The sequence below is a fragment of the Paraburkholderia sp. IMGN_8 genome (genome assembly GCF_038050405.1).
In the GTDB taxonomy this organism is placed as follows: Bacteria; Pseudomonadota; Gammaproteobacteria; order Burkholderiales; family Burkholderiaceae; genus Paraburkholderia.
Genome location: NZ_CP150901.1, coordinates 2,450,225 through 2,473,844, shown reverse-complemented (window position 1 = coordinate 2,473,844; position 23,620 = coordinate 2,450,225). Strand labels below are relative to the sequence as shown.

At 63.2% G+C, this 23,620-nt stretch carries 24 protein-coding genes; 16 read left to right on the top strand and 8 right to left on the bottom strand.

Going from position 1 to position 23,620, the window contains the following annotated elements:
* Position 1: 1 nt before the first annotated feature.
* From WN982_RS32205 to dhaK, 4 genes are read left to right on the top strand one after another with little or no spacing between them, the layout of a single operon-like run.
* Positions 2-1,105 carry an ABC transporter ATP-binding protein gene (locus WN982_RS32205; RefSeq protein ID WP_341316073.1) on the top strand — a complete coding sequence of 368 codons (1,104 nt, stop codon included), beginning with the start codon at positions 2-4 and terminating at the stop codon, positions 1,103-1,105.
* The gene (locus WN982_RS32200; RefSeq protein ID WP_341316072.1) at positions 1,098-2,144 is read left to right on the top strand and encodes an ABC transporter ATP-binding protein; all 1,047 of its coding nucleotides are present in this window, start codon (positions 1,098-1,100) and stop codon (positions 2,142-2,144) included. The genes WN982_RS32205 and WN982_RS32200 overlap by 8 nt, the downstream gene beginning before the upstream one ends.
* Positions 2,141-2,773: a dihydroxyacetone kinase subunit DhaL gene (gene dhaL / locus WN982_RS32195; RefSeq protein ID WP_341316071.1), complete on the top strand. Its 633-nt coding sequence runs from the start codon at positions 2,141-2,143 to the stop codon at positions 2,771-2,773. Before WN982_RS32200 ends, dhaL begins: the two co-directional genes overlap by 4 nt.
* 14 nt (positions 2,774-2,787) lie before the next feature.
* A complete protein-coding gene (dhaK, locus tag WN982_RS32190) occupies positions 2,788-3,777 on the top strand; it encodes a dihydroxyacetone kinase subunit DhaK (RefSeq protein ID WP_341316070.1) in 990 nt (329 codons plus the stop codon).
* Positions 3,778-4,057: 280 nt separating this feature from the next.
* Here dhaK and WN982_RS32185 read toward each other — a convergent pair whose 3' ends face one another.
* Together WN982_RS32185 and WN982_RS32180 are read right to left on the bottom strand one after the other, a co-directional pair.
* A complete protein-coding gene (locus tag WN982_RS32185) occupies positions 4,058-4,291 on the bottom strand; it encodes a hypothetical protein (RefSeq protein WP_341316069.1) in 234 nt (77 codons plus the stop codon).
* A gap of 65 nt (positions 4,292-4,356) precedes the next feature.
* On the bottom strand, positions 4,357-4,824 hold the full coding sequence (locus tag WN982_RS32180; RefSeq protein WP_341316068.1) for an Lrp/AsnC family transcriptional regulator: 468 nt from the start codon (positions 4,822-4,824) through the stop codon (positions 4,357-4,359).
* 154 nt (positions 4,825-4,978) lie between these two features.
* Here WN982_RS32180 and WN982_RS32175 point away from each other — a divergent pair, with 154 nt between their 5' ends.
* Positions 4,979-5,608, top strand: coding sequence for a LysE family translocator (locus tag WN982_RS32175; protein WP_341316067.1), 630 nt, complete (start codon positions 4,979-4,981; stop codon positions 5,606-5,608).
* A 13-nt stretch (positions 5,609-5,621) separates the two neighbouring features.
* Here WN982_RS32175 and WN982_RS32170 read toward each other — a convergent pair whose 3' ends face one another.
* Entirely contained in the window at positions 5,622-5,795 is a 174-nt protein-coding gene (locus tag WN982_RS32170; protein ID WP_341319486.1) for a DUF1289 domain-containing protein, read from the bottom strand.
* 146 nt (positions 5,796-5,941) lie between these two features.
* Here WN982_RS32170 and WN982_RS32165 point away from each other — a divergent pair, with 146 nt between their 5' ends.
* Positions 5,942-6,262 (top strand): YnfA family protein, encoded by a 321-nt coding sequence (locus WN982_RS32165; protein ID WP_341316066.1) that lies wholly within the window; start codon positions 5,942-5,944, stop codon positions 6,260-6,262.
* Between the two features lie 73 nt (positions 6,263-6,335).
* Here the strand turns inward: WN982_RS32165 and WN982_RS32160 are convergent, their stop codons facing one another.
* A complete protein-coding gene (locus WN982_RS32160; protein WP_341316065.1) occupies positions 6,336-6,845 on the bottom strand; it encodes a DUF1993 domain-containing protein in 510 nt (169 codons plus the stop codon).
* Between the two features lie 313 nt (positions 6,846-7,158).
* Here WN982_RS32160 and WN982_RS32155 point away from each other — a divergent pair, with 313 nt between their 5' ends.
* From WN982_RS32155 to WN982_RS32140, 4 genes are all read left to right on the top strand, one after another.
* Complete coding sequence (locus WN982_RS32155) at positions 7,159-8,718, top strand: S53 family peptidase (protein ID WP_341316064.1); 1,560 nt, start codon at positions 7,159-7,161, stop codon at positions 8,716-8,718.
* Between the two features lie 204 nt (positions 8,719-8,922).
* The gene (locus WN982_RS32150; protein ID WP_341316063.1) at positions 8,923-10,590 is read left to right on the top strand and encodes a peptidase S1; all 1,668 of its coding nucleotides are present in this window, start codon (positions 8,923-8,925) and stop codon (positions 10,588-10,590) included.
* A 218-nt stretch (positions 10,591-10,808) separates the two neighbouring features.
* The gene (locus WN982_RS32145; RefSeq protein WP_341316062.1) at positions 10,809-11,444 is read left to right on the top strand and encodes a hypothetical protein; all 636 of its coding nucleotides are present in this window, start codon (positions 10,809-10,811) and stop codon (positions 11,442-11,444) included.
* A 437-nt stretch (positions 11,445-11,881) separates the two neighbouring features.
* Positions 11,882-12,148, top strand: coding sequence for an RNA-binding protein (locus WN982_RS32140; RefSeq protein WP_341316061.1), 267 nt, complete (start codon positions 11,882-11,884; stop codon positions 12,146-12,148).
* A gap of 69 nt (positions 12,149-12,217) precedes the next feature.
* Here the strand turns inward: WN982_RS32140 and nadE are convergent, their stop codons facing one another.
* Entirely contained in the window at positions 12,218-13,078 is an 861-nt protein-coding gene (gene nadE / locus WN982_RS32135) for an ammonia-dependent NAD(+) synthetase (protein ID WP_341316060.1), read from the bottom strand.
* A gap of 470 nt (positions 13,079-13,548) precedes the next feature.
* Between nadE and WN982_RS32130 the strand changes: the two genes are divergently transcribed.
* Positions 13,549-14,463 carry a hypothetical protein gene (locus tag WN982_RS32130; RefSeq protein ID WP_341316059.1) on the top strand — a complete coding sequence of 305 codons (915 nt, stop codon included), beginning with the start codon at positions 13,549-13,551 and terminating at the stop codon, positions 14,461-14,463.
* Between the two features lie 99 nt (positions 14,464-14,562).
* Here WN982_RS32130 and WN982_RS32125 read toward each other — a convergent pair whose 3' ends face one another.
* Together WN982_RS32125 and WN982_RS32120 are read right to left on the bottom strand one after the other, a co-directional pair.
* A complete protein-coding gene (locus WN982_RS32125; protein ID WP_341316058.1) occupies positions 14,563-15,435 on the bottom strand; it encodes a DMT family transporter in 873 nt (290 codons plus the stop codon).
* A gap of 113 nt (positions 15,436-15,548) precedes the next feature.
* Positions 15,549-17,111 carry an AarF/UbiB family protein gene (locus WN982_RS32120; RefSeq protein WP_341316057.1) on the bottom strand — a complete coding sequence of 521 codons (1,563 nt, stop codon included), beginning with the start codon at positions 17,109-17,111 and terminating at the stop codon, positions 15,549-15,551.
* A 165-nt stretch (positions 17,112-17,276) separates the two neighbouring features.
* Between WN982_RS32120 and WN982_RS32115 the strand changes: the two genes are divergently transcribed.
* A complete protein-coding gene (locus tag WN982_RS32115; protein ID WP_341316056.1) occupies positions 17,277-18,032 on the top strand; it encodes a DeoR/GlpR family DNA-binding transcription regulator in 756 nt (251 codons plus the stop codon).
* Between the two features lie 22 nt (positions 18,033-18,054).
* On the opposite strand, the gene WN982_RS32110 is transcribed toward WN982_RS32115, so the two are convergent.
* Positions 18,055-19,164, bottom strand: a complete 1,110-nt coding sequence (locus tag WN982_RS32110; RefSeq protein WP_341319485.1) for a 2-aminoethylphosphonate--pyruvate transaminase — start codon at positions 19,162-19,164, stop codon at positions 18,055-18,057.
* A 364-nt stretch (positions 19,165-19,528) separates the two neighbouring features.
* Here WN982_RS32110 and phnS point away from each other — a divergent pair, with 364 nt between their 5' ends.
* From phnS to phnV, 4 genes are all read left to right on the top strand, one after another.
* Entirely contained in the window at positions 19,529-20,620 is a 1,092-nt protein-coding gene (gene phnS / locus WN982_RS32105; RefSeq protein WP_341316055.1) for a 2-aminoethylphosphonate ABC transporter substrate-binding protein, read from the top strand.
* Between the two features lie 101 nt (positions 20,621-20,721).
* On the top strand, positions 20,722-21,822 hold the full coding sequence (phnT, locus tag WN982_RS32100) for a 2-aminoethylphosphonate ABC transport system ATP-binding subunit PhnT (protein ID WP_341316054.1): 1,101 nt from the start codon (positions 20,722-20,724) through the stop codon (positions 21,820-21,822).
* Positions 21,800-22,744, top strand: a complete 945-nt coding sequence (locus WN982_RS32095; RefSeq protein WP_341316053.1) for a 2-aminoethylphosphonate ABC transporter permease subunit — start codon at positions 21,800-21,802, stop codon at positions 22,742-22,744. The genes phnT and WN982_RS32095 overlap by 23 nt, the downstream gene beginning before the upstream one ends.
* Positions 22,734-23,597 carry a 2-aminoethylphosphonate ABC transport system, membrane component PhnV gene (gene phnV, locus WN982_RS32090; protein ID WP_341316052.1) on the top strand — a complete coding sequence of 288 codons (864 nt, stop codon included), beginning with the start codon at positions 22,734-22,736 and terminating at the stop codon, positions 23,595-23,597. Before WN982_RS32095 ends, phnV begins: the two co-directional genes overlap by 11 nt.
* Positions 23,598-23,620: the final 23 nt, after the last annotated feature.

Below are 23,620 nucleotides of genomic sequence, written 5' to 3'. Positions count from 1 at the left end.
TATGTCCACGATCGTTCTCGCCAACCTCCACAAACGCTTCGACGACTTCGTCGCGGTGCGCGGCACCAGTCTGACGATCGGCGCGGGGCGCTTTGTCGTGTTGCTCGGTCCGTCGGGTTGCGGCAAGACCACCACGTTGCGGATGATCGCCGGGCTCGAGTTGCCCACTTCCGGGCAAATCCTGATCGACGGCGAAGACGTGACGGCGTTGCGTGCGCGTCAGCGCGATATCGCGTTCGTCTTTCAGATGTTCGCGCTGTATCCGCACATGACGGTGCGCAACAACATCGCATTTCCGCTGAAAAACGAGCACGTGTCGCGCAAGGAGATCGCGACCCGGGTCGACGCGGCCGCGCACATGCTGCGCATCGAGAGCATTCTCGATCGCAAGACCGGCGGCCTGTCCGGCGGCGACCGGCAGCGCGTGGCGCTCGGCCGTGCAATCGTGCGGCAACCGAAGGCGTTTCTGATGGACGAACCGCTCGGCACGCTCGATGCGGACTTCCGTGAATTGATGTGTCTCGAACTGCGCAAGCTGCATAACGCGCTTGCCGCGACGACCGTCTACGTGACACACGATCAGAGCGAAGCGATGGCGATGGCCGACGACATAGTTGTGATGAACAAGGGCGAGGTGTTGCAAGCCGGGCCGCCGCATGAGATCTATTACTTTCCGGCGACGGTATTCGTCGGCAACTTTATCGGCAGTCCGCCGATGAATTTCTTGCCGGTGGATGGCGGTGTCGATGTGGGTCACGAAGAGGTGAGCCTGCATGGCGCGGCGGTGCCGGTGCCGCGGTGTGAGCAGGCCGCTGCGCACGTGTTGCTGGGTATCCGCCCGGAGCATGTCGTCATCGATGAACACGGTCCGCTGCGCGGCGAGGTTATCGCCGATGAATATCTCGGCTCGCATCAGGTGCTGGTGATCGAAACCGCACTGGGTATTGTGCGTGTGCGTGCGGGCAAAGATGACGGTTTGCCTGCCGGATCGCCGGTCGGTCTGTCGTTTCGGAAGGAACGCACGCTGCTTTACGACGCGCAATCGGGCCGCCTGCTGCCGGGCGCCGCTCACACGATTCCCGCATACGGAGAAGCTCATGGCTGAAATCCAGTTGCGCAATGTGTCGAAACGCTTTGGCGACATCCTCGCTGTCGACGATCTTTCGATCGATGTGAAGGACGGCGAGTTCGTGGTGCTGCTCGGACCGAGTGGCGCGGGTAAGACAACCACGCTACGCCTGATCGCCGGGCTGGAACGGCCGGACGCCGGCGACGTGCTGATCGACGGCAACATCGCGACAGGCGTGCATCCATCCGATCGCGATGTTGCGTTCATCTTCCAGCAATACTCGCTGTATCCGCATCTGACCGTGTTTGGCAATCTCGCGTTTCCGTTGCGCTCGCCGAGAAGGCGCAGCAGCGAGGTCGAGGTGCGCGCGCGAGTCCACGCAGTGGCCGAGCTGCTGCACATGGAATCGAAGCTCGACAACATGGCAACGCATTTGTCAGGCGGCGAAATGCAGCGCGTGGCGATAGGGCGCGCGCTCGTGCGGCAGCCCAAGGCGTTTCTGATGGACGAGCCGCTGTCGTCGCTCGATGCAAAGCTGCGTGAGGAGTTGCGCATCGAACTCAAGCGCCTGCATCGCACGATCGGCGCAACGATCGTCTACGTTACACATGATCAGGTCGAGGCGACGACGCTCGCCGATCGCATCGGCATTCTCGAACATGGGCGTCTCGTGCAACTCGGCACGCCGCGCGAAGTGTATGGCAATCCGGTTTCGCTAAGCGCCGCGCAGCGGCTCGGCTCCCCGCCGATCAACCTGCTGCCGCCCGCGCTGTTCGATTCGGCGCACATGCCGGCGGGCACGGCGACCGTCGCGATCCGCCCCGAGGACATCGTGCTGCACGACACTGATGCACGCGATCAACGCGACGTTGCGGGCGCACAGGATGCACTGAATCTGAAGGTGCTCGAATATTCGCCGCTGCGCCACTTGCTGATTCTCGATCGCGCCGGAACCGCCGTGGTGGCGACGACGGTTGCCGAGCGCAATTTTTCGCCAGGGCAATCGGTCGGCGTTTCGCTGCCGGCGCGCAGCCTTCTATATTTCCGTGCCGACGGCAGGAGGATCCCGACATGAACGGCAAAACGGTCATGACGTGCATCGACGCCGCCTATGCGTCGCTGAAGGAACACACCGACGAGATCGCTTTGCTCGACCAGCAGATCGGTGATGGCGATCACATCTTCAATCTGCTGCGAGGCATGGAAGCGCTGCTTGCCGTGAGAGCGGATATCGAAGCGGAAGCATTCGGTCCCGCGCTCGAACTCGCCGCATCCAAGGTGTTGTCGACGGTCGGCGGGTCGTCAGGGCCCTTGTTTTTCTCGTTGCTGAGCGGCATGGCGAAAGCGTCCGCGGGAAATACGCTGGACGTGGCCGGTTTCGCGCATGTCTTTTCAGCAGGCGTGGACGCAGTCGGTCAACGCGGCAAGACCGGCGTCGGCAGCAAAACGATGATGGACGTGCTGATCCCTGTAGCCAGGCGCTTCGATGAACTCGCCGCGGAAGGCGCGACGGCCCGCGAAGTGCGCGAGGCGCTACCGCAGGTCGCCGAGGAAAACATGCTCGCGACCCTCGACATGCTGGCGACCAAAGGACGCGCATCGTTTCTCGGCGAGCGTTCGCGCGGACATATCGATCCCGGCGCACGTTCCAGTCAGATCATGATTGCGGCGATATGCGTGCGGCTGGCGCAACACAACGAGTGAAGGAGCGAGAAACCGTGAAAAAATTCATCAACCATGTGGACGACTTTCTCGCCGAGAGTCTGGCGGGATTCGCCACCGCGCATAGCGACCTAGTGGTGCTCCACAATGAACCCGTGTTCGTGCGCCGCAAGGACCTGAAGCACGGCAAGGTCGCGTTGATTTCAGGCGGCGGCTCGGGGCACGAGCCGCTGCATTCGGGCTTTGTCGGTTATGGGATGCTCGACGCCGCCTGTCCAGGGCAGATCTTCACGTCGCCGACGCCGGACCAAATGATGTCCGCCGCGAGGGCCGTCGATACCGGTGCGGGCGTGTTGTTCATCGTGAAGAACTACTCCGGCGACCTGATGAACTTCGAAATGGCGTCGGAGATGTCCGAGGTGCCGAACGCGATGGTGTTGATCAACGACGACGTGGCCGTCGAAAACTCGAGTTACACGACGGGGCGCCGGGGTGTCGCGGGCGCGGTGATCGTCGAAAAGCTGGTGGGCAGCCTGGCCGAGAGCGGCGCGAACCTCGAGCAATGCAAGGCCTTTGGCGACCGGATCAACAAGCGCACCGCGTCAATGGGCGTGGCGTTCACCAGTTGCACGGTGCCGGCGGCCGGCACGCTGACGTTCAAGATCGGCGACGATGAAATCGAAGTGGGCGTCGGCATTCATGGCGAGCCCGGCCGGCGGCGCGCGAAGTTCGCGCCGGCCGACGCGATCGCGGGCGAATTGCTCACGGCGATCGCTGAAGACCTGAAGCCGGCGGCTGACGCGGAGTTGCTAGTGCTCGTCAATGGGCTCGGCGGCACGCCGCTTGGCGAGCTTTATCTGCTCTTTAACTCCACGCGTGTGTGGCTGGAGCAGCGCGGTCTGAAGGTCGCCCGTGCGCAGGTCGGCGCATTGACGACTTCGCTCGAAATGGCGGGTGCCTCGATAACGCTGTGCGTGCTCGACGATGAGATGAAGCGCCACTGGGATAGCGCAGTGCATACGCCGGGATTGCGCTGGGGTATGTAGGGGAGGCGGATCGCCATCGGTGCGTCTGCAGTGACGCTACGGGAGAACTGTATTTTGGCGACGTCTCCTGCGTAGACGGCGGCCTCGCGATGAACAAATTCGCCGTCGTGCTTTCGCCGGCGAAGGTGGGGTGGCTTCGGCTTTGCTTCATTGGGCGCAACTAACGGTCAAGCCCGCCGGACGCCTCCAAATAACGCGGCGGTGCCCCAAGCGGAAACTTGAGACGACCGCCGCCCGCGTCCCACGCAGCGGCTATGCAGTGAAGAGCCGGCTATGCCACTCAACGGTTACCGTCAAGCAGATCGCCGAGCAGGCCGTCGAATGCGGCTTGCGCGTCTTCGAGTTCCTGCAATGCGGCGTCGAAGGTTTGCAACGCGAACTGTGAAGGCTTGCCGCTGCCGGCAGGCGGGAATTGCGATTGCAGCGAAGCAAATGCGGACTGCACCCGCCTGGTGGCGGTCAAAACGCGCTCCATTGCCGCGGTTTCTTCGGCTCGCGCCTGTTCGTGATCCATGAAAACTCCGTGTTCGTCTGGTCGGCTCGCGCCGTATCAAATGGGTGACTATGCCACGACGGCATTCAGGACAGCGGCAAGCCGCCGTTGGCTTTCACTTCGCGCAACGACAATGCCGACTCCACCGACGTCACGCCCGGCAGGCTGCGCATCTCGTCGCGCATGAATGTGCCGTAGTCGTCGAGATCGCGCGCGACGACCTGCAGGATGTAGTCCGCGCTGCCCGACACGTTGTGGCACGCCAGAATGCGCGGAATCGCCTGCACTTCACGCTCGAAGCGAGTGGCTACGGCGCGGTCGTGCACCGCAAAGCGCACGTAGACGAACGCCACCACGCCGAAGCCAAGCGCGGACCGCGACAGCATTGCGCGGTACTGATCGATATAGCCGTCGTTCTCCAGCCGCTTGAGACGGCGCGCGCATGGCGTCTCGCTCAGGCCGACCGTTTCGGCGAGCCGCGCATTCGACATGCGGCCGTCGCTTTGCAGCGCGGCGAGGATCGCGCGGTCTGTTTTATCGAGCTCGGTGGTCATCGCTTTTCGTCGTTGATTTTGGGCTAGCGGGAAACATGGATTAAGAGGCAAATATTAGCGCATTCCTCCAAATTTTATGGATCCGGCCATGTAGTTCGCCAGCAAACCCTCCATCGACGATAGCAACATAGAGGCCTTGAAACGCGAGGCTCCTATGATTTCCGCACATCTTCTGATCGTCTATATGGCCGCACTGTTCGTCGTCTACGCAGTGCCCGGACCGGACATGGCGCTGGTTCTGCAAACCAGTATTGGACGCGGCGTGCGCAGCGGCTTCGCTGCCGCCGGCGGCCTCGGGGTGGCGCGCGCGACGCACGTCACGCTCTCGGCATGCGGTGTGGCCGCGCTGTTGCGCAGCGCGCCGTGGCTATACGAAGTGGTGCGCTACGGCGGCGCGGTTTATCTCGCGTGGATCGGCATCCAGATCTTTCGCTCGCCGGTGTTCGCGTTGCCTGAAAGCGGCGCGGCGAGCACCGAGTCACGGCCGTTGCGTGCCGATTTCGTCAAGGGCTTGCTGACCAATCTGCTGAACCCGAAAGCGCTGCTGTTCTGCTCGGTGCTGTTGCCGCAGTTCGTGCGTCCGGAGGCCGGACCGGTGGCGTTGCAGATGATCGAACTGGGTCTGGTGCTGCTCGCCATCGGCGTGTGCTTCGACGTCATGTACGCGATCGGCGCCGCGCGCATCGCCGGCTGGATGCGCGCTCATCCGCTCGCGCAAACGCTGCAGCGCTGGACTTTCTCTGCGGCGCTGATCGGCTTCGCGTTGCGGTTGTCGCTGGACTGATTTTCCCCGCGGCTCACTTGCTCAATTTATGCTCGCGCCGCGAGCGGTCCTCGATGATTGTCCGGCGATGCTTGTCTTTCATCTTCTTCCAGCTTTTGCATTCGTCGCGGGTGCGCAAACAGCCAATGCAGAAGCCGGTCTTGCCGTCGAACTTGCAGATGTCGATACAGGGTGATTCGATGCTCATAAGGTGCGGTGAATAGGGGATAGTTGCCGCGACTGTCGCATGGGCTATGGCCACGCGCAAAGTGATTGTGTTAATAAAGCCGATAGATGGACGCGCAAATGCATACATACGCACGCGGCCACTCAACCACTCGCTTCCTTCTATCGATGAAAACTTTTCTGCTTTACACCGTGACCGCCGTTGCCGAAATTGTCGGTTGCTATTTGCCGTGGCGCTGGCTGAAGGAGGGTGGCTCTGTCTGGCTGCTGGTGCCCGGCGCGCTCAGCCTCGCATTGTTCGCCTGGCTATTGACGCTGCACGGCACCGCCGCAGGCCGCATCTACGCGGCGTACGGCGGTGTCTACGTCGCTGTGGCGATCGTGTGGTTATGGTGCGTCGACAAAGTGCGCCCCACGCTGTGGGATGCGGCCGGCGTCGCATTCACGCTGGCCGGCATGGCGATCATCGCTTTCCAGCCGCGCGTTTGACATTGCTCATGCGATGCTCATGTGCCCATTGCGCACCGATCGCGCACCTCTCACGCAGCAGCGCGCACGCCGCTTACTTGATGCCGCCCAGATAGTCGAGCTTGCCGAGTTCGACGCCGTTGTGACGGAGGATGTCGTAAGCCGTCGTGACGTGAAAATAGAAGTTCGGCAGCACGAATCCCAGTAGGTACGAAAGCCCTGTGAACTCGATCGGGCCGGTGCGCATTTTCAGCGTGATGCTCCGTTGTTCCGATCCGTCGATCTGTTCCGCATTGAATTCTTTCAGATAATCAATCGTCTTTTGAAGGCGAGCATGTAGTTCGTCGAAGGTCTGTTCGACGTCTTCGTACTTCGGCGCTTCTACGCCTGCGAGACGTGCGGCGCAGCCCTTGGCCGTGTCGCTGGCGATATAGATCTGGCGCACCAGCGGCAGCATGTCCGGAGCGAGCCGGGCGTTCGTGAACACGGACGGGTCGATCTGTTTCTCGGCAGCGTGTGCTTCGGCTTTGCCGAGAATGGCTTGCAGGTTGGTCAGGCCGCGCACCAGCACGGGCAGTGATGCTTGATACATCGTAATGGACATGGGGTTCCTCTGATTCTTCGATCGTGCGCGCGGGCGGCGCGCGAGGCAATGTAACGGCTGGATTGCCGCTGCAGCATCATAGCGCGAGCAGTGCACGATGCGAATTGACGAGGCGCGACGTTAGCCATTCGGACAACTGCCGCGCATGCCGGAACTGTGGTCGAATGCATTTGTCGGACGGCTTGACGGAGTTCTTGAAACAGCAATCCTCCGCCGGTTCGAGGTAGGGAGATTGTGCAGGCGCGTGCCGTGGCTGGGTTTGCCTGGGTATTCCAGCGGTCCGCGCCGTCACGCTAACAGGAGAGTCGGTACCATGGCCAACAAGCATCCGCTGCCGGGCAGCGAGCGCACGGTAGAGCAAGGTTCGAAAGTCGTAGGGCAATGCGATCCCGCTGAACGGATCGAGGTTTTCGTGATGCTGCGCCGTCAGCAGCAAGCACAGTTCAATGCGTTGATGAGCAAGATCGAGGCGGGTGATCCGGGCGTCAAACCACTGTCGCGTGAGGCGTTTGCAAAGGATTACGGCGCGGCGCCGGACGACATCGCCAAAGTGAAAGCCTTTGCAGACGCGCATGGCTTGACGGTGGTGCGAGAAGATCCGGCGGCGCGCTCAGTATTGCTGAGCGGCACGATTGCGCAATTCCAGACCGCGTTCGGTGTGCAGCTGCAGCATTACGAGCATCATTCGGCCGGCCAGTTCCGCGGCCGCACCGGCACGATCAGCGTGCCGGACGATCTGCACGGCGTGGTGGAGGCCGTGCTGGGTCTCGACAACCGGCCGCAGGCGCGGCCGCACTTTCGCATCCGGCCGCCGTTCCAGCCGGCCAGATCGCCGCAGGTTTCCTTTACGCCGCCGCAGCTCGCGTCGCTCTATCAGTTCCCACAAGGCGACGGCAGCGGCGAGTGCGTCGGCATCATCGAACTCGGCGGTGGCTACGTCAGCTCCGACCTCACAAGCTATTTCGCGAGCCTCGGCGTCCACTCGCCGACGGTCAAGCCGGTCGGCGTCGACCAGGGCAGCAACCAGCCGACCGGCGACCCAAGCGGCCCGGACGGCGAGGTCACGCTCGACATCGAAATCGTCGGCGCGATTGCGCCGGGCGCGACGATCGCGGTGTATTTCACGCAGAACAGCGATGCCGGTTTCATCGACGCGGTGAGCCGCGCGGTGCACGACACGACCAATAAGCCCTCGGTGATCTCGATCAGCTGGGGCGGGCCCGAGTCGAATTGGACCAGCCAGTCGCTGCAGGCTTTCAACAGCGTGCTGCAGGCGGCGGCGACGCTCGGCGTGACCGTGTGCGCCGCGTCGGGCGACAGCGGCTCGAGCGACGGCCTGGGCGGCGGCGATCACGTCGACTTCCCGGCGTCGAGCCCTTATGTGCTGGCGTGCGGCGGTACGAGCGTGACCGCGTCGAGCACGTCGATCTCGCGCGAAGTGGTGTGGAACGACGGCCCCGGTGGCGGTGCGGGCGGCGGTGGCGTGAGCCAGGCGTTTCCGGTGCCGGTGTGGCAAGGAGGCTTATCGTCGACGAGTTCTGACGGCAGCAAGACGCCGCTCAGCGGGCGCGGCGTGCCGGACGTCGCCGGCGACGCATCTCCTGCCACCGGCTACAGCGTCCTGATCGACGGCACGCAAACGGTGGTCGGCGGCACGAGTGCGGTCGCGCCGCTGTGGGCGGCGCTGATTGCGCGCATCAATGCGGCGAAAGGACAACCAGCCGGTTTCATCAACCCGAAGCTGTATAAGGCCACGGATGCCTGCAACGACATCACGCAAGGCAACAACGGCAGTTTTGCCGCGTCGGTAGGCTGGGACGCGTGCACGGGACTCGGCAGTCCCAATGGTCAGAAGGTGGCGGCAGCACTATAGTCTGGTGAGCGGCGGATCGGCTCGGGCAGTGGTAGGGTGGTGGCCCGCTCAGGTGGTTGCGAGCCGTCCACGCCCGGTAACAACGAGCGATGTGCGCCGTGTCGGCCAGCAAGCGTTACGGGTGCATTTCAAGAGGCACACGAGATAAGACAACACAAGACGTCAACGACGTTAACGAGACGTTAACGAATCCATGGAGCGATCATGACAAACACCGAGTCAGCTTCCGTTAGTCCGCCGTCGTCACACAATTCTCATGCGGCGCCCGCGCCAGCTGCGGCGAGCGCGCCGCCCAACGCCGGCGACCAGCCATTTTTCGATCCGGTCGCCTATGGCAACGGGCCGGACGATTCCGTCACCGAAACCGCTGAAACAGCCGCGATCACGCACCATTCGGTCACAATCGGCGGGCACAAGATCAACTACACGGCGACTGCCGGTCACCTCGTGATTGTCGATCCGAGCAGTTCGCAGCCGGAAGCCAGGATGTTCTACGTTGCGTTCACGCAGGACAACCAGAAGGAGGAAACCCGCCCGGTGACTTTCTTCTATAACGGCGGGCCGGGTTCGTCGGCGGTGTTCGTGTTGCTCGGCTCGTTCGCGCCGCGCCGCATCAAGACGTCGATGCCGAGCTTTACGCCGCCCGCGCCGTACTCGATGGAAGACAACCCGGACAGCCTGCTCGACAAGAGCGACCTCGTGTTCATCAACCCGGTCGGCACCGGCTACTCGGCGGCCATCGCGCCGAAGAAGAACCGCGACTTCTGGGGCGTCGACCAGGACGCGGACTCGATCAAGCAGTTCATCAAGCGGTTTCTGACGAAGAACAATCGCTGGAATTCGCCGAAGTATCTGTTCGGCGAATCGTACGGCACCGCGCGCAGTTGCGTGCTGGCGTACCGGCTGCATGAAGACGGCGTCGATCTGAACGGCATCACGCTGCAATCGTCGATTCTCGATTACACGCAGTCGGGCAATCCGGTCGGCGCGTTGCCCACTGCGGCTGCGGACGCGTGGTATCACAAGAAGCTCGGCATCGCGCCGCGGCCTACCGATCTCGGCACGTTCGCCGAAGAAGTGGCGCAGTTCGCCCGCACCGACTATCTGGCGGCGCTGCGCAAGTTTCCGACTACCGATTCGGCAACGGTCGAAAAGCTCAGCGAATACACCGGCATCGACACCACCACCTTGCTCGCCTGGAGCCTCGATATTGCGTCGTATGACAGCCGCAGCAATTCGCTGTTCCTGACCACGCTCCTGAAATCGCAAGGCCTCGCGCTCGGCGCGTATGACGGGCGGGTGACGGCGATCGACACCGGCATCGCCGGCATGATCGATCCGAACTCCGGCGGCAACGATCCGACCATGACGGCCGTCTCCGGCGTCTACACGACCATGTGGAACGTGTATCTGAACGAGCAGTTGAAATACACGTCGAATTCGTCGTTCACCGACCTCAACGATCAGGCGTTCAAGTTCTGGGACTTCGGCCACATCGACCCGACCGGCGCGCAGAAGGGTCTCGACGCGAACGGCAACGTGATTCTGTACACCGCCGGCGACCTCGCCGCAGTGATGGCGCTCAATCCCGATCTGAAGGTTTTATCGGCGAACGGTTTTTTCGATTTCGTCACGCCGTTCTATCAGACGGTGCTGGACCTGCAGCAGATGCCGCTTCTCAGTCAGCAGGTCCGGCAAAACCTGTCGGCGCGCTTTTATCCGTCGGGTCACATGGTCTATCTCGACGGCGGATCGCGAACCGCGCTTAAAGCGGATCTCGCGAAAATGTACGACGCGACGGTGTCCAATAGCCAGGCGCTGTTCCGCATCCGCGCATTGCAGGCTCGCGTTGCCCGGCCGGCCGGCGGGTGAGCGGCTCGCGCCGGGTACGTCGTCGCTATCCGGTGCGTGGGAGCGGTGTTGTGAAATGCATTCGTGCCAGACAAGCCGCGAACCTGAGTCTTTGAACGCCCTGCAGCGCGCGCTTCACGGTGCGAGCGAGCAGGGCATTTTTTACAGTCTTATATTGAATATGTTTTAATTGACCTGCGAATTGAACTATTGCGCGCCGTTTCCCGGCGCGCCGACGAATGAACGCAGCCATTGTAGACAGGCGTCGCAGCAACCATCGCGGCGGCGCAACCAACAGTACGTATGAGGCAATTCCGTCGACGCTCGAGCGTCAGTGCGGCCCCGCGCGTCTTACACGCCGAAGGCGCTTAGCGGTCGCGCTCGGCTTCACCGCGGTACTCGCTTTGCGTATCGGCGAAGCCCGTGCCCAGGATGCCGCGATGCTCGACGAGCGCGTCACGCAGCAATCGGTAGGCGAAACCATTTGCCGCCCCGGCTATGCGGATACTGTCGCGCCTCCGTTCGACGAACTCATGGCGCACAAGGACAGAATGCTCGCCGCGCGCGGCATCGATGCCGACAGCGGTGTGGCCTTCGCGCTCGATCGGCGCGTGCCGATCGAGCTCGGCGGCTCGCCGGACGCACCTTCCAATCTCAATCTTTTGCCATGGGCAGGCCAGCAGGGTGAGCGCCGCAAGGCACGCGCGGCGGTCATGCTCAAGCGCTGCGTCTGCGAGGGCAAACTGAGCCTCGCGGAAGCGCAAGCTGCAATTGTCGGCAATTGGTCCGTGGTTTATTCGGGCTTCAGTCAGACGTCTTGCGACGTGAGCCGTCTCGATGTCGCCACCGGCTCGGAACGCGAAAGCGCGCCATGAGGCTGGGCGCCGCTGCGCACGACGCCCGTCCCCCGCAGGATGGCTGTTTCGACGCGTGGCACGGCTCGGTTTGTGCATCCGGTATCGACGTTCGGCACTCGCGCCGGGCCTCTACCGCTGAATATGCATTTGTTTTGTATTTTTGCCGGTGCTTATTCAGGTACAGTGCATTAACGGATGTTTTAAGTCGTTTTCACGACATTGTGTCGCATCGCTTTTGCTGTCGATTGTGGCTATCCTGAAAACAGGACGAAATTCGAAGGGGAGATTTAAATGGTTGCCTTCTATCTGTCGTTGGCCGCATTGGGTGCCGCCGGCGCTGCATTTATCCGCCAACTCGCCGCAACTCAGGCAAAACAGCGTGCGGCGTTGCGACCGGTGCGCGTGCATACCGCTGGCCGCGGTGCGGACCGCCGCGCGCACCGAGGGTAGCCGGCATGAACCTGATCGTGCGCAACATCGCGGAATCGTGCAGCGAGCAGGAAGTACGGGAATTCCTCAAGCGCGAGCTTGGCCATTACGCGAAACATGTCGATGTGGTCGACGCCGGCAAACCCGGCGCGTACGCCACCGTCGAACTGGACGCGCAAGTGCCGTATGTGGGCGAAGTGATCGCGCGGCAGATTCACGGCAAGCATTTGGGCGGTCTGGCGCTCGAGGCGAGCGCCGATCTGTTCAGCGACGAACCGCCCACCGCGAACTGAATAGCCGCTGCCGCCTTTCTCGAACCAGGTGCGCGTGACAAGCGCACCCAGTTTGTCACATTTCTTCTCTCATGCCCCGCCTGTCTGCACCGGCCAATCGAACGGCGTGTAGGGCAACGCGCGCTTGTGCTGTGTGACGTCATAAAAACGCATAATCGTTTCGCGCGCGGCATCGCTCACCGGTTTGCCTTCCAGAAAGTCGTCGATATCGTCGTACGGAATGCCATATGCGTCTTCGTCCGGCCGTTGCGGACGCAACATTTCGAGGTCGGCGGTCGGCACTTTGTGCGCCAGTGCTTCGGCGGCGCCTAGCGCGCCGGCCAGCGCGCGCACGCGACGCTTGGTCAGACCGGCGAGCGGCAGCACGTCGGCGCCGCCGTCGCCGAACTTCGTGAAAAAACCCATGACCGATTCGGCCGCATGGTCGGTGCCGATCACTACGCCGGCCCGTGCGCCCGCCACCGCGTACTGCGCAATCATCCGTTGGCGGGCCTTGATGTTGCCGTGAACGAAATCCTGCTGCGAGTCGTCGGGAAACAGCACGCCGCTCGTGTTCAGCGCGGCAAGCATCGCATCGGCAGCTGGTTTGATGTCGACGGTGAGATTTTCATCCGCGAGAATGAACTGCAATGCCTGCTGCGCGTCGGCCTCATCTTTTTGAATGCCGTAGGGCAGGCGTATTGCGACAAAGCGGGCGTCATAATGTTCGGCGCGCAACCGTTCGACCGCGAGTTGCGCGAGGCGCCCGGCTGTTGTGGAGTCGACACCGCCGCTAATTCCGAGCACATAGGTTTTCAGGCCGTTGCTGCGCAGATAGTTCGCCAGAAAGACGATGCGGCGCTCGATTTCCTGCGCAGCGTCGAAGTCCGCGCCGACGTGCATTTCCGCGGCGATGCGTGCCTGGCGTGCGCTTGGGTCTTGTTGCGCCATGATTTCTTCTTCCTCCATTTAGGATTGTGTCAAAGTCAAACGATGTGCGCTTGCATGCGAAATGCGCGAGCGGCGTAGCCATAAGCGTGCCGGTTCAGCCGGCATGCTGTGACACATCAGTATCGGGTTTATTGTCAATATCGGCCTTAAATACAGTTTGTTATGTGCCGTTAAATCGGTTTGAGAATCGTCAAAAATGGACGAATATTATGGCGATTTTGATAAGCCGGCCGATTCTTCATCGACAGATTGCGATGTGCTTAGTAATATCGTCGAGTATCCGTACGCCGCATGAGCTGGCGGGCAGTCAATAATAAGCAGGTTTGCTCAAATTCGCGATGAACTACCCTAATCGGCCTGGCCAGCCTGTTCCGGACCGCATGACTTCCGCTTCGGTAGATCGTCGGCACGAAGTGGCCTGTATGCCATCTTCACCCTATGCGCCGCGTTCTCCGCGCGTAGCTTATTTGATGCGCTATCTGACGCGCGCCGTGAGCGCCTTCTTCTGCGCCTTGTCATGCAGCATCGCAATCGCGGCCCCCGCGCCGGCGGACCGTCCGGCGCCGCGGATCGACGCGTCTGATATTGTCGCGTCTGATGCGGTCGGCGTGGTCGACCCGCGCCGGGCGTTACTGTTTCGGGGCGTGTTCGCTCAAGAGGTCGCCCGTCGGCTGAAAGTGCCGGCCGCGGAGCAGCGCGCCTACGCCGACCGTCTGCAAACGGCGCTCGGGGAGAAGGTCCTCGGCAACCTGTCGGGCGAGTATGTCGTGCTGGTCGATCGCAACGCCAACGTGCAGGTGCTGTTCATCTACTTTCGCGCGACTCCGTCCGATACCTGGCAGATGATCGGCGCGTCGCTCGTCGCGACCGGCCGGCCCGGCGAGTACGATCACTTCATCACGCCGCTTGGCGTGTTCGAACATACTCCCGCCAACATGGACTTCCGCTCCGAAGGCACGACGAACGAGAACCACATCCGCGGCTATGGCAAGCGCGATATGAGGATCTTCGATCTCGGCTGGGCGCAAGGCGAGCGCGGCTGGGGTAAGGGCGGTATGTCGCAGATGCGCTTCCAGATGCATGCAACCGACCCCGACCGGCTCGAGCCGCTGCTCGGCATTCGCCATTCGAAGGGCAGCGTGCGCATTCCCGCGTCGCTCAACGCGTTCCTCGATCATTACGGTATTCTCGACGCCGAATATATGGAGTTGGTCGCGTCCGGCAAATCGCTGTGGGTGTTGAAAAGCGATCGCCAGGTGACGCCGTGGGCGGGGCGCTACGTCGTCGTGGTGGATTCGGGGCGCAAAAATCGCCCGGCGTGGGCGCCGGGACCCGGCACCAAGGCGCGAGCAAAAGTGCCGGCCGGCGCGGACACGGCAGACTAATTAGCGGGTATCGCGCGAGTATCGAACGTGTCGATCTTGTGAGAGGGTGGAAGGGCGAGAGGCGACCAACGGAGAACGGCCCGTACGTCACTCAACGGCTCACGAGCGCGCCAGCAACACACCCGCCAGCGCCACTGCAAAACCGGCGATCTGTACCGGCAGCAGCGTTTCACCGAAGCCGAGATAACCCTCGAGCGCAGCCAGCGGCGGCGCCAGAAACACGAGCGCGGTGGCGCGCGCGGCGTCTCCGCGCCGGACCATCCACACCAGCAAAGTCACGCCGATGCCGGACAGCATCACGATGCCCCACGCCAGCGAGGTCCACAGCGTCCGCGAAGCAATCCAGCGATGCTCGCCGAGCGAGAGCGCAAAAATCACCGCGACAAGCGCCGCACCGAAATTCTGCACCGCGCTTGCGCTGCGAATGTCGGCCTTCGCGAGCGAAGTCTTCTGAAACAGCGTGCCCGCGGTAATCGCGCCGACCGCGAGAATCGAGACGAGCACCACCAGCCAGGGCGGCGCGTCGCCATGCGGCGTCGGCGGCGTGGCGGCGGCCAGTTTCGGTTCGAGGACCAGCGCGACCCCGACGAGGCCGAGCGCCATTCCTGCCCAGCCGCGCCGCGAGAGCCGCTCGCCGAACAGCGGCGCGGCGACGGCTGCCGTCGCCAGCGGCTGTAGCGCGCCGAGCAAGGCCATCACGCCGGCGCTCAAGCCCTGCGCGACCGCCCAATAGCCTGCGCCGAGATAGACGCCTTGCAGCAGCGCGCCCGCCACCAGATGCTTGCCGAGAGCGCGGCCGGTCGGCCATGCGGCGCGGGCGAGCAACGCGGCCAATGCGAACAGCAACGCGGTGCCGCCAAAGCGCGCAAGCAGAAACAGATTGGGATCGGCATACGGAGTGATCGCCCGGGCGACCACGAAACCAGTCGACCACAACACGACGAACACGGCGGCGGCAAAGGTAGCGAGCATCGAGCTTCGGCGGTGGGAATGCGAAAGTCCGCCATCTTGCCGAGGCGCGCGAAGCGCGTCTTGTTCGAAGCTGCAATCGCCGGCGTACGCTTAAGCCACCTGCCGCCGCAGGTTCACCACATCAGCAACAGCACCGTACCCGCGCCGAGCACGCCGCCGCATACCGCGCACGCCCACAACAACACGCGCGTGCGCCGATATTCGCGGCCGAGTTCCTCCATCAACTGAGTATTCTGCCGCGGCGTGCGAGCGCGATCATGCTCGTGCTGCAGGTATCGAACGGCGAGTTGCGGCACGCGCGGCAGCATATGCGCCAGATGCGGCAGTTCGCGCGAAATGCGCTTGATCCAGCCGCGATGATCGAGGTCGCGCCGCGCGATGCCGGCCAGCACACTGCGCGTGATATTCCACGTATCGACGCCCGGATGCAGCGCGCGCGCCAGCATTTCCGCCTGCTGGAACGAGCGCTGCGCGGTGGCGAGGCGCCCGGACACGGCGCCGTCGAACGGTTGCACCGCGTGCAGCAGATGATGAAACAGCGCGCCCGCCGAGCGGTCTTCGGGAGCGGCCGCGAAATGCGCTTCCGCGCGGGTGCGCAGTTCCGCTTCGAGCATTTCGGCGCGCGTGTCGTGGGGCACGTGCCCGGCGTCGCGATGCAGTTCGGCAAGCCTGCCGTAATCCTGGTCGAACAGGGCGGTCGCGCCATGCACGAAGAACTCGCGCTCCTCGGTCGATAGACTCGACATGATCGAAAATTCGGCGAGCACGAGGCGCCCCAGCGTGTCCGGCTCGACGCTCACGCGTACCCGGCGCGAGTCGAGGGTCGCGTGAAAGAAGCCGTGCTCGAAAGCCTGTTCGGTCACCACCTCGACGATATGCGCGGCGAGCGGCGCAAGTTTGATGCGGTGCGCTTGCAGACCGGGCAGATCGCTGGCCGGCAAGGTGCTGATGCGCTGCATCGTCAGCGTTTCATTGGTGCACAGGTCCCAGATCACGGCCGGCACGGCAATGCGCGTGTCGCCGTCGAAATGATGGCCGGTCTGGCTCAGGTTGGCGGCCTCGGCGCGCAGGTCGAAGCGGCGCAGGATGTCGTCGGAAAACGTTTGGGCTAGCGCGCGCAGTTGCAGCCGGCGTGCGGTGCCGGAGAACTTTTCCAGCCAGCGCGCGACCCAGCGCAAAAGCGCGAGTTCGTCGCCGATCTGTTGCAACAGATCGGCGCGCACCAGTTTGACGGACACTTCGCTATGACCGTTGACCGGCACCGCGAGCCGCGCAAGATGCGTCTGTTCGGCAAAGCCGCCGCGCACCGGCACCAGATCGACCGCACTGAAGATCGTGGTTAGCGGCCGACCGAACGCGCGCGTCAAGGCCTGCTCGGATTCCTTGGGCGGAAGCGGAGTTTCGAGGTGATCGATCGCGTCGATGGCCTCGTGCAAGGTGCCTGTCGCCAGTTCGGGACGTTCGGCCAACGTCTGTGCGAAGCTGCTCGCCAATGGACCGAGCGCCGGCAGTAGGCCATGCAGGCTCTCGCGGCTGCGCCCGGATGCGTGCACACGGCTGACCAGTTCGATCATCCAGTGCAGTTTGTGATCGGACGGGGCGGCGAGCCAGATCAGGCGCGCGCCATAACGCAGCGCGTGGAACAGCAACAGTAAGCGGCGAAACAGTGGCGGCATCGGCGGTTCTATTGGCGGCCGCGTGACGTCGACACGCGGCCAAGGGCGTTCAGGTTAGCAGGGAAGCGCGTCAATGGGAGCATCCCCGCGCCACGCGTAATACAATACGCCGGCCTTCTCCAATCGTGGCGAAACCCAAGCGTGCCGGCTCCCGGCCCTCAATAGATGCTCGCAGAACAACGTCACCAATACATCCTGGCGCAAGTTGCCAAAACCGGCGCGCTCTCAGTGGCCGAGCTGGTCCGCGAATTGAACGTGTCGCGCGAAACGATCCGCCGCGATCTGAACGCGCTGGCCGGGCGCGGTCTGTTGGTTACGACCCACGGCGGCGCGCTGTCGAGCGACCGGCGCGAGCCCGACCTCGATACGCGCGAAGCCGCCAACGCCGGCGCCAAGCGGGCGATCGGCGAACGCGCGGCCGAGTTCGTGCCGGACGGCGCATCGCTCATCATCGATTCGGGCAGCACCACGCAAGCGGTGGCGCGTGCGTTGCTTGACCGGCATCGGTTGTCGGTGTACACGAACGACTGGCGCATCGCGCTGCTGCTCGGCCGCCGCAACGACAACCGTGTGACGCTGCTCGGCGGCGAACTGTCGGATATCGAAGATGCCACCTTCGGCCTCGACACCGTTCATCAACTCACGCAGTACCACACGGACTTCGCTTTCATCGGCGCGGGCGGCATCTCGCCGGACGGCTACCTGACCGACTACAGCCGGATGGCCGCCGAAGTGCGCAGCCGGATGATCGCCGCCGCCGACACGGTGGTCATCGTTGCCGACCATTCGAAGTTCGGGCGTGTGACGCCGGTGCGCATCAACGGTATCGAATCGGCGCGCTATCTGGTCACCGAGCTGGCGCCGGAGCGTGCGCTCGGCAAAGCGATTACGGCGCACGGTCCGGAAATCCTGATTGCCTGAGCGGTTGACCTGCTACTGACCGCTACTTCACGCGGATGCCGAACCGTTCGAGCGTACGGCCGATCGCGGCCACCGCGTTATGCAGTTCGTTTGCATCGATCGCGCCGATGCAGCCGACGCGAAACGTTTCCACTTGCGTCAGCTTGCCCGGATACAGCACGTAACCGGCCTCGCGCACCGCGGCGTAGAAATCGGCGAAATTCCACGCAGGGTCGCGCGGCGCGTGGAACGTGACGATCACCGGCGCCTGCACTTCAGGCTTCAGGAACGGCTCGAAGCCGAGCGCCTTCATCCCGCTTACCAAAGCCGCGCAATTGAGCGCGTAGCGTGTGCCGCGCGCGGGCTGGCCACCTTCCGCGATGAACTGATCGAGCGCGGCGCGCAATGCGGCGACCACGTGAGTGGGTGGCGTGAAACGCCATTGCGTCGTCTTCTGCATGTAGACGTACTGATCGTGCAGATCGAGCGCCAGTGACGGCGAACGGCCTTCGCTCCGTTCCAGCACGCTGCGCCGCACAATCACGAAACCCATTCCCGGCACGCCTTCGAGGCACTTGCCGCTCGCCGAGATCAACGCGTCGATGCCACCGCGCCGCAGATCGATCGGCAGCGCGCCGAACGAACTCATCGCGTCGACAATCAGGCTCTTGCCGTGCCGCTGACATACCGCGGCGATATCGTCGAGCGGATTGAGCAGGCCGGCGCTCGTCTCCAGATGCACTTGCGCAACGTGAGTAATGCGCGAGTCGCGATTGAAGGCGTCTTCGATGGCGGCGGCGCTGACCGGTTCGTCTTCGCGCAGCGCCAACTCGACATAAGCAATCCCCATCCGCTGCAATATCCTGATCAGGCGGGCGCAATACGCGCCGTTGTTCGGCACCAGCACACAGCCTTGACGCGGTACCAGCGTGCCGATCGCCGCCTCGACCGCAAATGTGCCGCTGCCTTGAAGCGGTACGCATACATAGTCATGATCGCCATGTACGATTTTCACGAGGTCGGCACACACGCTATGGGTCATGCGGTTGAACGCGGCGTCCCACGAACCCCAATCGCGCAGCATCGCCTCGCGCGTTTGGGGCGAAGTGGTGAGCGGTCCCGGGGTCAGCAGGACTGGGTTGTTTCCAAGGATCACACGGCCTCCTTTATCAGATGAATACACGTTGCCCAAGTAAGGCGGCGAAAAGTTTGATTTGGATATTATTGGCGTATTGTGTCATTTTTTGGAATTCGACAGAATAGTCATGGCGTTGTCATGGAAACCTGTGATTCTTGCTGTGCCCATTCAGGCATGGCAGGCAGCGCGACTGTCATAGGTGGGCTGTAAGTCAGGCTGGAGAAGACGCGGCAAAGTTGTCGGCAATCTGCAATCGTGTGAATTTGCACGACAACTGGCTGCGGGCAATACGCAAGCGGCGCGGCGCTACCGCCGTTCAATCACAACAGGTATCGGGGTTTCCCGACCGTCTGGTTTTTTGCCTTTCGGAGAGAGCGACATGACAAAGACGAATTCCCTTCACGCAACTGCTGGCCTCGTACGCAAACTGCTGCCGGCGCTGGTCGCCGCGGCAGCGTTCGGCGGCGCGGCCATGCCGGCCCAGGCGGCCGACGCAGTGGTGCTGTACACCGCAGACGGCCTCGAAAACCTCTATAAAGATGTGCTGCCGGCCTTCGAAAAGAAGGAAGGCGTGAAGGTCAACATCGTCACGGCGGGTAGCGGCGAAGTGGTGAACCGCGCCACCATCGAAAAGGATCAGCCGAAGGCCGACGTGATCGTCACGCTGCCGCCTTTCATTCAGCAAGCCGACCAAAGCGGCCTGCTGCAGGCTTATCAGAGCGCCAACTACAAGAACGTGCCGGCGATCGCCAAGGCGCCGAACGGTGCGTGGGCGACCTTCGTGAACAACTATTTCTCGTTCGCGATCAACCCGGAAGTCACCAAGACCCAGCCGAAGACTTTCGCTGACCTGCTACACCCGGACTTCTCCGGCAAGGTTGCCTACTCGAACCCGGCCACGGCGGGCGACGGGATGGCGGTGATCATTCTGACCACGTCGCTGATGGGCGAGGACAAGGCGTTCGATTATCTGAAGAAGCTCGAAGAGAGCGCCAAGTTCCACACCAAGGGCACCGGCTACCTCGACGTGCTGCTTTCACGTAACGAAATCGCGTTCGCCAACGGCGACCTGCAAATGGATCTCGACGATGCCGCGAACGGCGGCCTGTCGCTCAAGCCGATCTTCCTCGCAGCCGGCGCCGGCGGCCAGCCGACTACGTTCCAGTTGCCGTACGCGATCGGCCTGATCAAGAACGGTCCGAACCAGGCTGAAGGCAAGAAGCTGATCGACTATCTGATGTCGACCGAAGTGCAAGCCAAGGTGCCGGACATCTTCGGCATCCCGGGCCGCACCGACGTGCCGCTCGCCGGCAAGAACGGCGAAGCCGTCAAGCAGGCTATTGCGGGCGTGAAGCTGATTCCGGTGGACTGGACCCAGGTGATGGCGAAGAAGGCTGACTGGACCGCGCGCTGGAAGAGCGACGTGATCGGTTCGTCGGGCAAGCAGATCGAAGTCGTCAAGCCAAAGTAAGCCGCACGCAGCGAGTTGCAATTAGCAGTCGAATCAGGCGGCGCCTCCAGGTATCGTGCGAGGCGCCGCATCAGCATTAATCCAGCTGGAGGATGAACCCGGTGAATACGGCCAGTCTTGCTCACCCCGGCGCGCTCGGCGCCTCACCGGACGCGCTCGAAACCGCGCGTTCGAACACGCCAGGCGGCGTGCAGATCGACCATCTGACTGTGCGCTTCGGTTCTCGCATGGTGCTCGACGATCTGTCGCTGACCATCGAGCGCGGCGAATTGCTGACCGTGCTCGGCCGCAGCGGTTGCGGCAAGACGACGTTGTTGCGTTTCATCGCCGGGTTCATCGAAGCGGACGGTCTGGCCGGCACACTGACGGTCGCCGGTCACGACCTCACCCATGTGCCGCCTCATAAGCGCAATCTCGGCTTGTTGTTCCAGAGCTATGCGCTGTTCCCGCATCTGTCGGTGTTCGACAACGTGGCCTTCGGATTGCGCGCGCGCCGCACGCCATCCAAAGACGTGGCGCGCCGTGTCGCCGATGCACTCAAGCTCGTGCAACTGGGCGATTCCGGGCATGTCATGCCCGCGCAGTTGTCAGGCGGCATGCAGCAGCGCGTGGCGCTGGCGCGCGCGCTGGTGATCGAGCCTGACGTCCTCTTGCTCGACGAACCTCTTTCCGCACTCGACGCCAATCTGCGCGCGTCGGTGCGTTCCGAATTGAAGGCGCTGCACGAGCGCTTGCCGAATCTGACGATCGTCTGCGTGACGCACGATCAAGACGACGCCCTGGTGCTGTCCGACCGCACGCTGCTGATGCGCGAAGGCCGCATCGCGCAGCTCGGCACCCCGCAGCAGTTGTACGACACGCCGAATGACGCGTTCGTCGCGCGCTATCTGGGCGCGGCCAATCTGCTGCCGTCGCAGGTCGCGTTCAGCATGGGGGATGCGCGCTACAACGAGCGTGAGCGCGTGGCCTGTCTGCGTCCGGAAGCGCTGCGTATCGTGCCGCTCGGCGAAGGCCAGTTGCATGGCGCGATCGCGTCGGTCGAGTGGTACGGCGCGGTGTTGTCAGTGTCGGTCGTGCTCGACGCGATGCCCAACGAGCCCGTGCTGGTCACCATGCAGCGCGGCCAAGGCATGATGCCGGAGAAGGGCGCGCGTGTTTCCCTGCGTTATGAGGCAGACGATGTTGTCCTTATTAACCCCTGATACGCCCAATTCGCTCAGCGCGGCCGACGCCGACGCCCGCCGCAGCGCCAGTGCCGCGGCGCATACGGCAGCGGTCAAGCGCCGCGAACGCGCGGCGCAATGGCACCTGCTGTTCCTCGCGGTGGTCGTGCTCGGACCGCTCGTCATTTATCCGCTCGTGCGGCTTGTGCTGTTGAGCCTGACGGGGCCGCACGGTTTGAGCCTGCAAGCCTATGCAGCGTTCTTCGGCAATCCGGAGACGCGCGGTGTGGTCGGCACGACGCTGTGGATACTGTTTGCCAGCGCCGGGCTCGCGTCGCTGCTCGGCGTCGCGCTGGCGTCGCTGTTGTTCTTCAAGCCGTTTCCGGGTGCGCGGATGGTCACGCGCTTCCTCGAGTTGTTCGTCGCGTTTCCGTCGTTTCTGGTCGCGTTCACGCTGATCTTTCTGTACGGCTCGCAAGGCTCGATCAGCATCGGCTTGCAACGGCTGTTTCATCTGCAGGCGCCGCCGCTCAATTTCCTGTTCGGCGTCGGCGGCGTGATTCTCGCGGAGGTGGTGTTCTACGCGCCGTTCGTCGTGCGGCCGACTCTCGCGTCGTTCGCCACGCTCGACATGCGTCTGATCGAAGCTGCGCGCAGCCTCGGCGCGCATGGCTGGATGGTCGCGTACAAGGTGATTCTGCCGCTCGCGTGGCCGGGCATCGCCGCCGGCACGATCCTGTGTTTTCTGCTGACGCTCAACGAGTTCGGCATTCTGCTGGTGCTCGGCAGCGCCCACCTGATTACGTTGCCGGTCGCGATCTACAGCTCCGCCACCGTCGATCTCGACTTGCCGACCGCCGCCGCCGGCGCGGTCGTGATGCTGATCATGTCTTTGTCGCTGTACGCGTTGTACCGCCAGGTCAACCGACGCAAGGTGAAAGGAGCGGGCCATGGCCGTTGAACTGGACCCGACCGTATTGCCGGTCATGCACAAGAAGGCGCGGCCGGTGCGCCGCAGTCTCGCGGTGCGGATACTGGGCAGCCTGTTTCTCGGCTTCGCCGCGTTGCTGTGCTTCTGGCTGTTCGTCCTGCCGGTGCTGGTGGTCGCGCTGTCCAGCGTGGCCGCGCACTGGTCCGGCACGATCTTGCCGGATGGCTTCAGCATGCGCTGGTTCGAGCGGCTCAGCTCGAGCGACTTCGACGCGCTGACCACCAGCCTCGAAATCGGCATGGGCGTCGCCGTGCTCGGCACGATTCTCGGTCTGTGGCTGGCGTTGGCGCTCGAAGGGCGCGACCGGCGCGGCCTCGGCGCCATCGTCGATACGATCGCCATGATGCCCAACGGCGTGCCGAGCGTGGTGCTCGGGCTGGCGGTGTTGATCGCGTATCACAAGCGTCCGGTCGATCTGTCCAGTTCGGCGGCGATCGTCGTGTTCGTGCAGCTCGCGTTGGTGCTGCCGTTCTGCTACCGGTGCGCGGCTGCCGCGTTGCGCCCGGAGTTGACCATCTTGCGCGAAGCCGCGGCAAGCCTGGGGGCGCCGCCGTCGATGGTGTTGCGCCGCGTCGTGCTGCCGCAACTGGTGCCGGCGATCCGTGCCAGTCTCGCACTGGGTTTTGCGCTGTCGCTCGGCGAACTCGGCGCGACGCTGACCGTGTACCCGCCCGGCTTTGCGACGGTGCCGATCGTCGTCGTCGGGCAAGTGGAGCGCGGCTATTACCTGCCGGCCTCCGCGCTGTCGCTGATTCTGCTGCTGGTCTCGCTTGCTGCGCTGCTGCTGATCGCGGCGCGTGTCCCGCGTCGGCGATTGGACTGACGGGCAATTGCTGATTTTTGCGT